Annotated in this window: 15 protein-coding genes; 8 read left to right on the plus strand and 7 right to left on the minus strand. The window is 65.6% G+C overall.

Going from position 1 to position 13,112, the window contains the following annotated elements; translation table 11 throughout:
* Positions 1-203 precede the first annotated feature (203 nt).
* Positions 204-1,118, minus strand: coding sequence for an SDR family oxidoreductase (locus ACFWY9_RS02765; RefSeq protein WP_378331688.1), 915 nt, complete (start codon positions 1,116-1,118; stop codon positions 204-206).
* Positions 1,119-1,206: 88 nt separating this feature from the next.
* Complete coding sequence (locus tag ACFWY9_RS02770; RefSeq protein WP_378331687.1) at positions 1,207-1,857, minus strand: peroxiredoxin-like family protein; 651 nt, start codon at positions 1,855-1,857, stop codon at positions 1,207-1,209.
* Between the two features lie 55 nt (positions 1,858-1,912).
* Here ACFWY9_RS02770 and ACFWY9_RS02775 point away from each other — a divergent pair, with 55 nt between their 5' ends.
* Positions 1,913-2,518, plus strand: a complete 606-nt coding sequence (locus tag ACFWY9_RS02775; protein ID WP_378331686.1) for a TetR/AcrR family transcriptional regulator — start codon at positions 1,913-1,915, stop codon at positions 2,516-2,518.
* 921 nt (positions 2,519-3,439) lie between these two features.
* Here the strand turns inward: ACFWY9_RS02775 and ACFWY9_RS02780 are convergent.
* Positions 3,440-3,634 carry a hypothetical protein gene (locus ACFWY9_RS02780; protein WP_378337994.1) on the minus strand — a complete coding sequence of 65 codons (195 nt, stop codon included), beginning with the start codon at positions 3,632-3,634 and terminating at the stop codon, positions 3,440-3,442.
* Between the two features lie 184 nt (positions 3,635-3,818).
* Complete coding sequence (locus ACFWY9_RS02785) at positions 3,819-4,187, minus strand: hypothetical protein (protein WP_378337995.1); 369 nt, start codon at positions 4,185-4,187, stop codon at positions 3,819-3,821.
* Between the two features lie 155 nt (positions 4,188-4,342).
* Here ACFWY9_RS02785 and ACFWY9_RS02790 point away from each other — a divergent pair, with 155 nt between their 5' ends.
* Both ACFWY9_RS02790 and ACFWY9_RS02795 read left to right on the plus strand, forming a co-directional pair.
* Positions 4,343-5,506: a hypothetical protein gene (locus ACFWY9_RS02790; RefSeq protein ID WP_378337996.1), complete on the plus strand. Its 1,164-nt coding sequence runs from the start codon at positions 4,343-4,345 to the stop codon at positions 5,504-5,506.
* Positions 5,507-5,521: 15 nt separating this feature from the next.
* Entirely contained in the window at positions 5,522-6,109 is a 588-nt protein-coding gene (locus tag ACFWY9_RS02795) for an NUDIX hydrolase (protein ID WP_378337997.1), read from the plus strand.
* On the opposite strand, the gene ACFWY9_RS02800 is transcribed toward ACFWY9_RS02795, so the two are convergent.
* Positions 6,056-7,189 carry a tetratricopeptide repeat protein gene (locus tag ACFWY9_RS02800; protein ID WP_378337998.1) on the minus strand — a complete coding sequence of 378 codons (1,134 nt, stop codon included), beginning with the start codon at positions 7,187-7,189 and terminating at the stop codon, positions 6,056-6,058. The two genes, ACFWY9_RS02795 and ACFWY9_RS02800, sit on opposite strands and share 54 nt — an antisense overlap.
* Before the next feature lie 182 nt (positions 7,190-7,371).
* Positions 7,372-7,752 carry an XRE family transcriptional regulator gene (locus tag ACFWY9_RS02805; protein WP_378337999.1) on the minus strand — a complete coding sequence of 127 codons (381 nt, stop codon included), beginning with the start codon at positions 7,750-7,752 and terminating at the stop codon, positions 7,372-7,374.
* 168 nt (positions 7,753-7,920) lie between these two features.
* Between ACFWY9_RS02805 and ACFWY9_RS02810 the strand changes: the two genes are divergently transcribed.
* Genes ACFWY9_RS02810 through ACFWY9_RS02830 form a run of 5 tightly spaced genes read left to right on the plus strand, consistent with a single transcriptional unit; the run spans position 7,921 to position 11,944 of the window.
* Entirely contained in the window at positions 7,921-8,115 is a 195-nt protein-coding gene (locus tag ACFWY9_RS02810) for a helix-turn-helix domain-containing protein (protein WP_378338000.1), read from the plus strand.
* Positions 8,112-8,447, plus strand: coding sequence for a WhiB family transcriptional regulator (locus tag ACFWY9_RS02815; protein WP_378338001.1), 336 nt, complete (start codon positions 8,112-8,114; stop codon positions 8,445-8,447). The genes ACFWY9_RS02810 and ACFWY9_RS02815 overlap by 4 nt, the downstream gene beginning before the upstream one ends.
* Positions 8,444-8,776 carry a hypothetical protein gene (locus ACFWY9_RS02820; protein ID WP_378338002.1) on the plus strand — a complete coding sequence of 111 codons (333 nt, stop codon included), beginning with the start codon at positions 8,444-8,446 and terminating at the stop codon, positions 8,774-8,776. Before ACFWY9_RS02815 ends, ACFWY9_RS02820 begins: the two co-directional genes overlap by 4 nt.
* Positions 8,773-9,582 (plus strand): hypothetical protein, encoded by an 810-nt coding sequence (locus ACFWY9_RS02825; RefSeq protein WP_378338003.1) that lies wholly within the window; start codon positions 8,773-8,775, stop codon positions 9,580-9,582. The genes ACFWY9_RS02820 and ACFWY9_RS02825 overlap by 4 nt, the downstream gene beginning before the upstream one ends.
* A complete protein-coding gene (locus ACFWY9_RS02830; protein ID WP_378338004.1) occupies positions 9,572-11,944 on the plus strand; it encodes a hypothetical protein in 2,373 nt (790 codons plus the stop codon). Before ACFWY9_RS02825 ends, ACFWY9_RS02830 begins: the two co-directional genes overlap by 11 nt.
* Positions 11,945-12,514: 570 nt before the next feature.
* Here the strand turns inward: ACFWY9_RS02830 and ACFWY9_RS02835 are convergent.
* Positions 12,515-13,112 (minus strand): hypothetical protein (locus ACFWY9_RS02835; protein WP_378338005.1); only part of this gene is annotated, 598 nt, incomplete at its 5' end.

A 13,112-nucleotide genomic window follows, 5' to 3' on the forward strand; every position in this document is an offset into this window, starting at 1 on the left:
GCGCGCCCCCCCCGCCTCCCAAGCCCTGCCCCGGGCTTTGGGGCGCCCCCCCCGCGCCCACCGGGGGCCCCCCGCCCCCCCCCCCAACTCCGACTGTGCCGTTAGTTACCAATCCGACGGCAGCCACGGCGGAAACGGCTAGCTACGAGCAGGTCGGCTGCGGCCCGTATCCGCCTGCTTTCGGCCGGATTGGTAACCCTGGATCAGCGATAGCCGGTGGTGTCGGCGGGTTTGCCCGCGTGCTCGACCTCGACGATGTACCGCCACGCGTCGGGACGGCTGCCGTCGAGATCGTCGATCTCGTATACCTTCGCGAGCTGACCGCTGCTCAGCGTCTGCCCCGACCAGCGGTTCCGCTCCGGATCCGCGGCCAGCGCGGCCACCGTACGCCCGGCGAACGCCGGCGTCTCCGAGATCGCGAAGTGCGGCACCTTTTCGAGGGCGTCGCGCCAGTTCTCCTCGGTGACGCCGTAGATGTCCAGCATCGCCTCCGACCGCAGCCAGCCCGGTGTGAACGCGACGGCGGTGCAGCCGTGCTCGGCCAGCTCGGCGGCCTGCCCGATCGCGAGCAGATGCGCCGAGGCCTTGGTGACGTAGAACGGCAGCGACGTCCCCTCGCGGTAGTTCGCGTTGAACTCGGCGGTGCCGTCGGTCATCTCGACCACCAGCCCGCCGGGCCGCCGGATCATCAGCGGCAGCAGGAAGTGGCTGGTGATCACGTGCGCGTCGATGCCGAGCCGGAACATCCGGAGCCCGCCCTCGAGCGAATGCTCCCACACCGGCTTGGCCCATTCGAGGTGGTGATCGCCGCCCCAGAGGCCGTTGACGAGGATGTCGAGCCGCCCCTGCTCGGCGTCGATCCGCTTCGCCAGCGCCCCGACCTGATCTTGTTCGAGATGGTCGACGCGGATCGCGACCGCCTTCCCGCCCGCCGCCTCCACCAGATCCGCCGTGTCCTCGATGGACTCCGGACGGTCCACTTCGGACCGCTGGGTCCTGGTGCTGCGGCCGGTGACGTACACCGTCGCGCCCGCGCGGCCGAGTTCGACCGCGATCGCCCGGCTCGCCCCGCGTGTCCCGCCCGCGACCAGCGCGACCTTGCCCGACAGATCCCTCATCCGTGCTCCCGTGTTCGTCGTGGAACTCCTGCTCCGGCCACGGTCGCGCCGAACCATGACAACTCCTGTCATGGTTCGCGGCACACTTTCAGTTCGCGAGCGCGGCCAGGATCTGCTCGGGCGTGGTGCGCGTCGTGTAGTCCGGGTGGACGTCGACGAAGCGGATGACCCGGTCCTGCCCGACGACGAGCACCGCCGGATGCGGCAGTTCCCAGTCTCCCGTTCCATTGCGCTCGCCGACGTCGCCGACCAGCGTCGCCATCGCACCCTGGACGTCCTCGCCGGGCCGGAAGGTGATGCCCAGCGAGCGCGCGACCACGTTCCCGACGTCGGAAAGGACGTCGAAGGTCAGCTCGTTGGACTCCACTGTGGACAGTGAGCCGTCCGGGAGTTCGGGACTGATCGCGGCCAGCCGGGCACCCGACGCGGCGAGCGCGGGCACGACCTCCTGCTGATACGTGCGCAGCGTCAGGTTGCAGTACGGGCACCAGCTGCCGCGATAGAAGACCAGTACGGCCGGGCCGTCGGCGGTCAGGTCCGCGAGGCTTACCTGAGCACCCGTCGCGCCGGGCAGCGTGAAATCCGGCATCGTCGCGCCGACCTGTGCGAACTTCGCCGTGTCGACGTCCTTCTTGCGCTCGACGTCGGCCGTGAGCGGGCCCGCGACCTCGGCCGGAACCGCCTCCTGGACGTGCGCGCGGATCCCGGCCAGTTCGCTGTTGAGTTCGTTCCCCACCATGCGTCCTCTCGATTGTACCGCTCAGTACATCGAGACCGAATGTACTATCCGGTACATGGAGACGCAAGGAGCAGGGGCGACCCCGCGGGGCAGGCGGACCAGGGACGCGATCGTCGACGCCGCCGCGGAGCTGATGTACGTCCACGGCGTCGCGGCGACGAGCGTCGACAAGGTCCTCGCCGCGAGCGGGGCCGGGAAATCGCAGATGTACCACTACTTCAAGGACAAGAACCAGCTGGTCGAGGCGGTCATCGACCGGTTCCTGCGCATTATCCTCGCCAACCAGCCGACCATCACCGCGCTGGATGGCTGGGCCGCGTTCGACCGGTGGACCGAGGAGATCCTGGACGTCCACCGCCGCGCCGGTCATCCGGTCGCCTGTCCGCTGGGCAACCTCGCCGGGGAACTCGGCGACGACCCACGCGTGTCCGCGCTGCTCGACAACGCGTACAAGGAATGGGAGTCACATCTCGAACGCGGGCTGACTTCCTTGCGGGACAAGGGAGAACTCCGCGCCGACGCGGACCCTGCCCGGCTCGCGCAGGCCACGATGGCGTGTGTCCAAGGTGGACTGCTGCTGGCCCACATCCGGCAGGACATCACGCCGCTGGAGGACGCGCTGAAGATCGCCGTGACACATCTGCGGAGCCAGGCGGCGTGAACCTGTCCGGCACCTGTCGGCTTGCTGTGAGTCCTCCATGATTCCGGGCCATCCGCCTACCGGAAGTCGCTTAATGGAAGGGTGAACGGATCGACGGCTGCGCTGGTGGTGCTGTTCGTCGTCTCGCTGGTGCCGCTGCTGCCCCACCACGTGCGTCAACCAACAACACGATACCACGCTCTACCAGCGAGAAGTCGACTTAAGCGAGGAGCCGCCCGAACCCTGCCCTGTCATGGCAGGTCGGGCGGCTCGACTCTGGTAGCTCATGCTGGCCGCAGGTGGATCATCGCAGGAGAAAGACTTGACCGCTCCCCACCTTGGGTTCCGCTAGTCCCCTTTCACGACCGCATGAGGGACATTACTGTGACGGCTCCGGCCGTTTTCTTCGTGACGCCCGGGCGCACTGGAGCGCGTAACGCCGTGGGCGCTTTGAGAGCGGAAGATGGCCAGAGAGTTTGCCGTCCTGGAGCGGGTCGGGTCGGGTGCTAATGGCCTGCGTTGTATTCTAGGCATGACGCGTGTGTCCTCGTTAGCTATTTCTCGTTCGATGCGCTTGCGGATACCAGATACGGAACGTTGCTCGTGGCGCCGGAGGAACTTCCGCCGTCGACGATTGCTCGCCTGTTCGCTCAATATCCAGATTGCGGCGGCGATAAGGGGTACTGCCACTATCGCAAACGAGAATAGCGCCCAGCCGTCCATTAGGTCGCAGGTGGCTGCTGTCGGGGTGAATGACGGTCGCCGGGTTTAGTTTCGGGCATCTTCTCGGCATAGAGCTTTACCGCATCTGCAAGCGCGAGGGCAAGCCCGCTACATTCCATGAGTTCGTCGGCGGAAGCGACGCCGGTCTTGAGGCGAGTTGATACAACTTTCAGCTTGGCGCTAGTCTCCTCGATAAGTCCAGCGAGGCTAGCTTGCGAGTCACTCATTCGCGGCGGCTTCCTCTTGGATAGTAGCGTGTTCATGGAGAAGGTCAGACAGTTCTTTCAGCATGTCGGCGTACTCGTGCTGCTTCTTAGGTGTCATCTTGTCGAGCATCAGCGCGTTTGCAATCGTTTCTGCGTGGCTGCTTACTGCCTGAAGTGATTCGATGAGCGCTTTGGTGTCTTTATTCATGCTCGGGCCTCTATTGCCCTTCGTCCTTCTCATCATTATCTTCTTGTGTCATCTCTAAGAGTTTGGCAAAAAGCCTGGCACGCGTGACGTCTCCCTCATTTAAGGCTTGGAGGGCTGCTGCGGCGGCCTGTCGTTCCTTCTTGGTTGGTTCATGATCAGTTCCCACGGGTTTCTGGGTACTCCTTCACTCAATTGCGGTCTTAAGTCGCATGGCCAGAACTTGTGCGCGAGCCGCGAAGTTCAGGTGATCTAACATTTGGTCCTGCAATAGGCTGTTCTGGGCTAGGTGGCGGAGACTTGGCACTACCACATAGTGCGCGTCCGTGCGGACAAGTTCGGCTACTAATTCGTCGAAGGCTTCCCGCGATCCGCAATGAAACTCGAAAAAGAAGCAGACGAAGCGAAGGCCGCAATTTTCGGCATATGTGACCACTTGGCTTTCGAGTTTTCGAACTTTATCGTCCGGCACATCGCAAGGAACGCGCATGTAGCCATAAGCGCGCGGTGCCGTCGCCGGACTGTCGAGAACCGCCGCTGACCCCGTGGGGCTCATGATTCACTCCGCTCGAACTTGTCGTCCTGACCAGCCGTAACGGCCGGTTCCGCCGAAGTCAGCGTGGCGTATGCGATGATTTCATTGGAAGGTCGCGTAGGGGCCAGGTGGGTGCCTCGCGAGGGCCACGGGCACAAGCCGAAAGGAGTGCTGGCATGAGTGATGAGGAGCAGTCACGTCGCTCGCGCACAGTGCTTGAACGACTGATCCGGGAGCGGCGCGAGACATTCGACGAGTTCGCGGAGTTCGCAACGAACTTCGCCAGAGACTGCGGCGAGCCCGGCACCCTCAGCGGGCGACACGTAAAACGGTTGGCTTCCGGTCGGGGTGACGGCGGCAAACCACTGGGTCGGCCTCAGCAGGCCACTGCCAGGCTTCTTGAGCGCATCTTCGGCGTAAAGATCGAAGACCTGCTCGCCCCTCCTCGGGACCACTTCGAGCAGACGGACGACGAAGCTGATTTCCGGGCTCTACTACGTGCGTCGAACCGGATCGACGGCACCGTGCTCCGGCTCTTGCGCGAACAGTTGACCATGACGCGCAGGCTTGATCGGCAACTAGGGGCCGTCCTCGCACACGATGAAGTGCTTACGAAGATCGGACAGGTCGGCAAGCTGATGGGACACAGCGTCATGCCGACGACACGGGAGCAGCTTGCCGCCTTGCTGTCCGAACTTCGGACACTCGCCGGGTGGCAGGCTCTCGACCTGGGGAACGTCGCCCAATCTTGGCAGCACTACGAACAGGGCAAGATGGCTGCCAAGGAACCGACGAACCCCGCGTTCGAGGCGCACACCAGCGCAGGTCAGGCTTTCGTGCTCTTGGACGTCGGCGACTCGGCGTCAGCCGTTGAGCTGATGACAAGCATCCGGCGGAGAGCTGAACGGAAGACCGATCGGCTCGTCCGGTCATGGCTTGCCGCCGCCCACGGGGAGACACTGGCCGCCGATGGGCAACGTTCGGCGAGTCTCCGCGCGTTCGATCAGGCGGCCGCGTTGCTGCCCGAGCACGTCGAGGAGTGCGAAGGGCCATATCTTGCCCTCGACTCCGTCCACCTCAGTCGGTGGCGCGGTCACGCACTCGCCAGAGTCGGCGAGCCTGACGCGATCGAGGTACTCACCAGCGCGCTTGACCGTCTCGATCCCACGTTCGTCCGTGCTGAGACGGCCTTGCGGGTTGACCTTGCTACCGCGTTCACGGCTCTGCGTGAGCGCGAGCAAGCATGCGTACACATTGGACGTGCTCAGATTCTCGCCGCTGACATCGGCTCGGCGCGCCAACACCGCCGCCTCGAACGTCTTATGGCTCGCATCGGGTAGCGCTAGGCTCCCTACGTGACTGAAGACGTTGGGTCGTGGAAGACCTTCGGTGAGCGGACCGTCTACGACAACAAGTGGGTGCGCCTCGGGCTGACCGACGTGCAAGCGCCGAACGGTGAGCGATGGGAATACCACGTCGTGCACTTGGCGCGCATCGCGATCGGTCTGATCGTGGATGCTCAAGATCGGGTGCTCATGCTCTGGCGCTACCGGTTTGCCACGGACCAGTGGGGTTACGAACTGCTCGGCGGGCTGGTCGAGGAAGGCGAGGAACCCGCAGCGACAGCGGCTCGCGAGATCCGGGAAGAAAGCGGCTATGAGCCTGTCGGTGACGCCGAACACCTGATCAGCTTCGAGCCACTACCCGGGCAAGTAACAGCGCCGACTGACGTCTACTTGTGGCGCGCTGCCGAGAAGGTCGGCGAACCGACGGACACTGAGGAAGTTGGACGGCTTGAGTGGGTCCCACTGAGTCGGATTCCGGAATTGGCCCAGCGTAAGGAAATTCTCGGCGCAGGCGCGTTGGTTCCCCTGCTGTACTACATCGCCTCACGCAATTCCGGTAGCGCTGCCGGGCAAGATCAGCCCACTGAGACGGCGTAGTTGCCGATCTGACTTGATCTGCGCGGCGAGCCGCCGCGCCTGCCGTGCATGTTCGAGTGAAGCATCTCGGTCACCTGCTGCCGCAAAGGCGAACGCCAGGTCGACCAACATGCCAGTCTTGGCACGGATGAAATCCGGCGGCAGGCGCGGCAACGCGTCGGTGAGCCGCTGGATCGCGTCCGGCTCGCCGAGTTTGCTCAACGCGTTGCCGCGCCACCGATCGAGGTGTGCTCCACCTAGAAAAAGGAACGGCAACGCCGGGTCTACGGGGTCGGTGGGCAAATGCTCGTCCGCCGAGTCGAAAGCTCTCAAGGCATCGTCCCTCTGACCTGCCGCCGCAAGCCCTTCCCCGTGTGCTGCCGCCGTCCATGCGCGCAGTAGCGGCGGTGCCGTGCGGTCGGCAAGCGCACGGGCTTCGGCGAGTTGTCCCACGGCTGATTCAACTTCGCCAAGGTCAATCAGGATAAATGCCTGCTGCGCGGTCGAGTGCGCAAGCAGGATCGGTGACCCCGCTTCACGTGCGGCCGCTTTCGCTGTCTCGTGGTGCTCCCATGCTTGCCGGATGGCGTTGCGGTCAAGCGCTTCCCAACCGGCCAGTGCCGATGCCTCAGTCAGGACCCCGGCCAATGCTTGGCGTTGGCCGTGCATCGTGCTGAAGCCAAGCAGGCTTTGTATCTGCTCTATGTTGCTTCGCAGTTGATCCAGCAGCGTCACGCCACCGAACCGCCTATCGACATGCCGCGCCTGATCGACCTGCCGTTTGAAGATCTCGACGGTCTCGGCGTCAACCGAGCGCGCTAGCGCGAGTCGCGAGATCAGCTCGTCTGCTTCGTCGTTCACCTCCTCATCGGGGAAGCCAAGTTCTTCGTTGGTGCGGCCGTAGACGTCGCGGAACAGACGTCGGTACGGCTGACTGACGGCCTCGCGGCCGTTCTCCCAGCGCGACAGCTTGGTCTTGAGGCTCGTCGCGGACATGACGGGAACGGCGAGTGTGTCCGCGCGGCGCAGCAGCATCTTTATGACGTCATCCGCCTTGTAGCCGAGATGCCTGCGCACGGCCTGAAGCCTTGTCTCAGCCATAGGCCACAACCCGCCGATAACCGCGCTGACCTGCGCAGTTAATTGCAGTTAATGGGTCCGCGGTTAACCTCAGCCACCTGCGTAAAGGTGCCTTGCTGCCGTTTCCTTGAGCCATGAACGCAAACGGAAACCGCCCGGCGCTCGGGCCGCGAAGGCAGTTGACACCGCTCAGCATCGGACCCCTAATGGCCGTCCGGCCGACTCAACACGTCGGCAATTTCCGCCCGCAGTGCGGAGAGTTGCTCAGTGATGTCCGAGAGTCGACGCTCAATGACGGCCAGCCGCGCCGACACCGCGTCTTCCATGTCCTCGCGCGGCTGCCCCGGGGCCGGCGGAATGCGGCCGTGCAGCACTGCGAGCAGGTGTTGCGGGTGCAGGCCAAGCGCCAGTGCCAGGGCTTCGAGCGTCCGGTCACTGCGCTTGCGCTCGACGGTGTGGTTCTGGATCTCGCGGACGATCGCCTGAGAGACCTGCGAGCGTTCCGCCAGTTCGCGCTGTTTCCACCCGAGCTCGTTCACGCGCTCGTTGATGGCCTTCGCGACCGCCGCCCAGTCTTCCGACACCCATTCCTCCGTGGTCCGCCTCAGCGCCGACATTAGCGCTTGACGCCATTCAGCGGCGCCGCAACCGAGCCGCGTCGCGCATTCGGACCATTCTCACGCTTCCATGCGACTAAATCATCGCAAATTTCGCGACTAAATCAGCTTTCATGACCTTAAGGACCAAATCCAATGCAGAAGAAAATGCCCGACGCCGGTGGACCGGCGTTCTACTCACTGGCCGACGCCGCGTGGATTCTCGGTGTCAGCCTCGACCAGATCCATCGCGCAATCCGGGTCGGCACGCTGCGCACCGTGCGGCGCCGCGCCCGACTCGTCATTCCGGCCGCCGAGTTGCGGCGTGTACTCGATGGCGGTGCGCGATGACCGAATACGACTACACGGAGATGGCTGCCCAACTCGACCGGTGCGCCGACGTGCCGGACGACGTGCTCAACGAAGTGGTGACCAGGGACGGCATGTGCTTCTGGGCGTTCGACCGGTCCGACATGCCCCAACTGTCCGGAGACTGCTCGCCGAACCGGGAGCTGGCCGCGCGCATGTGCGCCGGGTGCCCGGTGATCGACGAGTGCCGGGAACTGGACTTGCGGACGGCCGGACCGGACACGGTCGGGGTGTGGGGTGCGCTGCCGGATACCGACCGGCGTGCCCTGTACCCGGTGTGGCTGCACCGCCGCGAAGGCGGTGAGGCGCGATGACGCTCAACCTCACGCCAACACAGATCCTCGCCGGAGTCGGGGTGCTGCTCACGCTGTTCATGGTTTGGCGTTACAGCGCACGCAAGGCGCAGCGGGCCGCCGACAAGGCACGGGCGAGTGCTCGTGTGGTGTCGCTGGCCGGTCGGGTGTTGTTCACGGGCGCGGTGTTCACGGGCATTCAGTGGCTCGTGATCACGCACATGAATAACCCGACGTTGGTGCTGGTGGTCCTCGGGCTGCCGGACATGATCGCCGCGTATGTGCTGACGCGTGCCCTGACGGTCACGTCGCTGGACACCACCACCCGCCGGGGCGGTGATCGCCGATGACTACGACCAATGAGAACCAGGAAGCAACGGCAGCACCGGGGCGGGCGCGGCGGTTGGCCGAGGATGCCGCCGAGGCGGCCGACGTCCGCCGCTGGCAGACGCACCCGGACGTGGTGGCCCTGCGAGTCGAGCGGGTTCGGGCGCAGGTGGACCGACTGTGCTGGTCCGGCATCGTGCTCGGCTTGGCGTTCACCACGGCCAACGTGCAGTGGTTCGCCGCCGCCGGGGCCGCGTTCGGGTCGTTGCCATGGCTCACGGCGTGGCTGCTCGACCCGACCGTGTGTCTGGTCCTGCTGGCAATCCTGCGGGCGGAGCAGATCACTGCCCGGTACCAGGTCCACACGGGAGCGTGGGTACGGGCTGCGAAGTGGCTCACGCTAGCCGCCACTTATGTCATGAACACCTGGTCATCGTGGGCGGCCGGTTCACCGGCGGGAGTGGTCCTGCACTCGGTGCCGCCGCTGGTGGTGTTCGTGGCCGCCGAGGCGGTCACCGATCTGCGGGACAAGCTCACCGACGCCGTAGCGGTGGCGTTCATGAACGCCACGGACCGGACGACCGTTCATGAACCGGCCGCCGGGCATGAATCGGGGGTACCGCGCCCGGCGGTACCGCGTAGTGAGCGACCGGCCCGGCGGAAGCTGTTCGCCGACTACCTCGCCGATGCCCGCAACGCGTGGACGTCCGAAGTGGACGTCACCCCGGCATGGGTGCGGGAGGTCACGGGATGTTCCCGGGGCCTGTCCTCCCGGCTCGCCGCCGCCCTTTCCGCTGAGGCGGGAAAGGGGGTGCGTGATGACGACTGAACCGACCCCGGAGGAACCCGAAAGCACGGAACTGGCGCGACGCGGCGCACGCGGCGTTGAGCACGTCGGTCCGGTGCTGGACGGCGAACTGATCGACGACACGTTGCCCCAACCGCGCAACCGGACGGTCCCGCGTCGGGTCACGTCGTGGCGGCAGCGTTGCAAGGAAGCGGCCGGGCGGATGTGGCGATCCGAGCCGATGATGCGGGCGCGGTCGGTACTGGCGTATCGGGTGCGGAAGGCTCCGCAGGATGTGGCGCGGCTCGTGTGGTTCGTGCTGCGTGGCAACTGGCGGTGGCTGGTCAAGTTCTGGAGCTGGGCCACCTATGCCGATCTGCGGGCGGATGCCCGCCGCGCCCGGCTGGCCGGGGATGCCGAGGCACGCCGTGCCGCGCAGGAGCTGATCCGTTCGGATGCCACGGCGCGGTGGGCAAGGCTCGGGATCGTGTTGCGCCGGATGGTGATCACGTTGCGGGTCGCTGCGCCGGTGGCGGTGGTGCTGTGGCTGGTGGATTCGGTGATGGATCGGGCGGATATGTGGCCGTGGCTCGCCGACGTCTACACGGGAGTGGGCGCTGTGTGGTCGGCGGTGGTCGTGCTCGTGCCGCTGCTGCTGTTCGTGCTTCCGTTGGTGTGGGCCGTGGCGGCGGCGTTCGAGGGACGCGACCGCACCCCGGGCGCGGGCTGGCTGGTTCGGCCCGACCGCGACGATGCCGATTCCTGGATCGACGAACGGATGATCTCAAGGGCCTTGGCGCATTTGGGGATCACTCCAATTGACCGGTTCTATAAGGACGGTGGAGAGCTGGTCTACACGGTCGCGGCCCGCAAGGACGGTGACGGCACGTTCGCTCAGGTCCGGTTGCCGCTGGGCGTGACCGCCGACATGGTGGCCGCGCGTCGGTCCAAACTGGCCGCCAACCTCGGGCGGGCGTCGCTGGAAACGTGGCCTACCAAGGGAGATGAGGATGGCGTACTTGACCTGTGGATCGCCGACAAGGGCGTCCTCCGGGGCGGGGCCGGCGGATGGCCGCTGGCCCACGATGGACAGGTTGACGTGTTCAACGGTGTCCCGTTCGGACTGTCGCAACGCGGGCTGGTCATCAACGCGCCGCTTGTCGGGGTCAACTGGCTGATCGGAGGCCGCCCCGGGCAAGGAAAGTCGGCAGCACTGCGGACGCTGCTGCTCGGCGCGGCACTCGACCCTGCGGCTGAGTTGTGGGTGTTCGTGATGGGCGAGTCACCCGACTTCGACCCGTTCGCCCCGCGCCTGTCCCGCTACCGGATGGGCATGGATGACAACGTGGCCGAAGCGGCCACGGCGGCGCTGGCGGACTTGCTGACCGAAATGGAGCGACGCGGCAAGGTCCTCGGAGAGCAGCCCGGCCGCCCGCCGAAGGTCTCGCGCAAGCTCGCCGACAAGCGCGGGCTTGGACTGCACCCGCTGGTGTGCGGGATCGACGAATGTCACGAGCTGTTCCAGCACCCCAAGTTCGGCAAGAAAGCCGCCGAACTGGCCGTGCGACTGATCAAGCGAGGACGCAAGTACGGCATCGTGTTGCTACTGGCCACCCAGTCGCCCACAAAGGACAGCATCCCGAGGGAGGTCACCCGCAACGTCTCGTGCGGGGTCGCGTTCTCCGTGGCCGATCAGGTCGCCAACGACGGCCTTCTCGGATCGGGCAAGTACGCGGCCGGTATCCGCGCGACCGAACTACGGATCAACACCGACCGGGGAACCTGCGTCGCGGTCGGCGTCACCGACGAGACGTTCGAGTTGGTCCGCACGTTCTACGTCCCGTTCGAAGACGGGGCCGACGACGTGACCCCGGTTATCGCGCGAGCCGTGGCGTTGATCGAGGAGGCGGGCCGGGCGGTCGAGTCCAGCGCGCTTCCGGAGATCGAAGCGGCACCGGTTGCCGACCACCTGGCCGACGTCGACGCGGTGATGGACGGGGAGCGTCGCGTTAGGACACAGGTGATCCTCACCCGGCTGGCCCGGCACGATCCCGGCGAGTACGAGGCGTGGACCTTCCGGGACCTCACGGCCGCGCTCGCCGCGTACCGGATCGCGCCCGTCAAGTCGGACGGGAACAAGGTCGTCCGCGCCGAGGACGTCGCCGCCGCGCTCGCCGACCGGGGCCGGGACGGCAGGGAGCCGGACGGGGACCCGGCAGGGAGTCAGGGAGTTCTCCCTGCCGGGTCCCTGGGCCAAAGTCCCCGCGTTGACCAGGGAAAACCCGACTCAGGGACTCCAGGGACCGGCCGCTGGCCAACTCCAGAATCAGGCCGAAACCCGGGTGATTCCGGGACGTGCCGAGGTCCCTCCCTGGCTCCCCGCCGACCGGGCGAGGGGAGGTGACCGCCCCTTGACCGATCACGGCACTCACGCACGATCAACCACCGCGCACCACTACCCGAAAGGCAGCGACTATGACCGCAACCACCACCACGATGCGGAGCACGGCCGAGGTATCGGCGACGGCGGAACGGACGGGACTGGCACATCGGATGGTGATCGTGCCGACAGCCCGGACGACGGGAACCGGTCGGACTCCGATCAGTCCCGGCGCACCCGGCAGGGCACCGCCGCACGACGGTCTCAACGGGCCGTGGAGGGCTCGGCACCGTCCATGCCGAACCAGCCGACCGATACGGCATCCAGACGGGGAGACGGGCACGCTGGGCCGGTAACAAGTCAGGTTTCGGCGACGCTCACGGCGGCTCCAGATGGCGCGCTGTGGGTGGCCATTGACGGTGCGGATGTCGCGCAGTTGGCCGCCAGGATCGGCGCGTTGTGCGACGAAATGATTCCGCCGCCCCGGTAGCCACCTGCTAACCAAGTTGGTGGTTGCTGTGCTGGCCCTCGTAACAGAGAACCCCTCCGCCGTGTGGCGGAGGGGTTCTCTGTCGTTGGGGTGTGTACCCGGGGCTATTTCTCCCCGCGTTCTGACTGCACAGGTTCTACCGTCGTTCGATCGAGTAGGTCCGTGATCTCTATCGTCTCGTTGGTGTCGGCGGTCCGGTCGTACCATTCGGCTATTTCCGGCATGGCTTCCCGCCAGCCGTCCGGTAGCCGCCAGCCAGCCGACCAAGTACCGTCTGGCCGTTTCTGCACCGCGAACGCGAACCCCAATTCGAGCCACCTGCGGCGACGGTCTTCCGGCGACATTCCTTGTAGCTCTTGCTGCCAGGTTCGGTCGGTGGGAACCCATTGCACACCACCCGGGTCGGCCGGAAGCGCCCTTAAAGTGTCGATATCGGTCAAGATCTTGTCTCCATCGTCCATGATCCGGTGGCGATCTTCCGGCGACTTGGCTCGCGCGACCTCGGACATCAACTTGGCGTATTCTCGTTCCAGCTTCGCGATCTCGTTAGCATGATTGGTTGGCGGCAAAACGATACGCTCACGGACCGGTACCATCGCGAAGATATTGTAGAAAGCTTGTGTAGCCAATGGTTCAATCTCTTCCGCCCGCATGGCTGGGCCGTGTTTGTGTGACGGACATTGCCAGTAATTGTATTCGTAC

The sequence above is a fragment of the Amycolatopsis sp. NPDC059027 genome, assembly GCF_042739735.1.
In the GTDB taxonomy this organism is placed as follows: Bacteria; Actinomycetota; Actinomycetes; order Mycobacteriales; family Pseudonocardiaceae; genus Amycolatopsis.

Excerpts from the sequence above, each read along its gene's own strand:
- ACFWY9_RS02770 (WP_378331687.1), bottom strand. The coding sequence starts at position 1,857 with ATGGTGGGGAACGAACTCAACAGCGAACTGGCCGGGATCCGCGCGCAC.
- ACFWY9_RS02825 (WP_378338003.1), top strand. The coding sequence starts at position 8,773 with ATGACTACGACCAATGAGAACCAGGAAGCAACGGCAGCACCGGGGCGG.
- ACFWY9_RS02830 (WP_378338004.1), top strand. The coding sequence starts at position 9,572 with ATGACGACTGAACCGACCCCGGAGGAACCCGAAAGCACGGAACTGGCG.
- ACFWY9_RS02775 (WP_378331686.1), top strand. The coding sequence starts at position 1,913 with ATGGAGACGCAAGGAGCAGGGGCGACCCCGCGGGGCAGGCGGACCAGG.
- ACFWY9_RS02780 (WP_378337994.1), bottom strand. The coding sequence starts at position 3,634 with ATGAATAAAGACACCAAAGCGCTCATCGAATCACTTCAGGCAGTAAGC.
- ACFWY9_RS02800 (WP_378337998.1), bottom strand. The coding sequence starts at position 7,189 with ATGGCTGAGACAAGGCTTCAGGCCGTGCGCAGGCATCTCGGCTACAAG.
- ACFWY9_RS02785 (WP_378337995.1), bottom strand. The coding sequence starts at position 4,187 with ATGAGCCCCACGGGGTCAGCGGCGGTTCTCGACAGTCCGGCGACGGCA.
- ACFWY9_RS02765 (WP_378331688.1), bottom strand. The coding sequence starts at position 1,118 with ATGAGGGATCTGTCGGGCAAGGTCGCGCTGGTCGCGGGCGGGACACGC.
- ACFWY9_RS02810 (WP_378338000.1), top strand. The coding sequence starts at position 7,921 with ATGCAGAAGAAAATGCCCGACGCCGGTGGACCGGCGTTCTACTCACTG.
- ACFWY9_RS02790 (WP_378337996.1), top strand. The coding sequence starts at position 4,343 with ATGAGTGATGAGGAGCAGTCACGTCGCTCGCGCACAGTGCTTGAACGA.
- ACFWY9_RS02815 (WP_378338001.1), top strand. The coding sequence starts at position 8,112 with ATGACCGAATACGACTACACGGAGATGGCTGCCCAACTCGACCGGTGC.
- ACFWY9_RS02820 (WP_378338002.1), top strand. The coding sequence starts at position 8,444 with ATGACGCTCAACCTCACGCCAACACAGATCCTCGCCGGAGTCGGGGTG.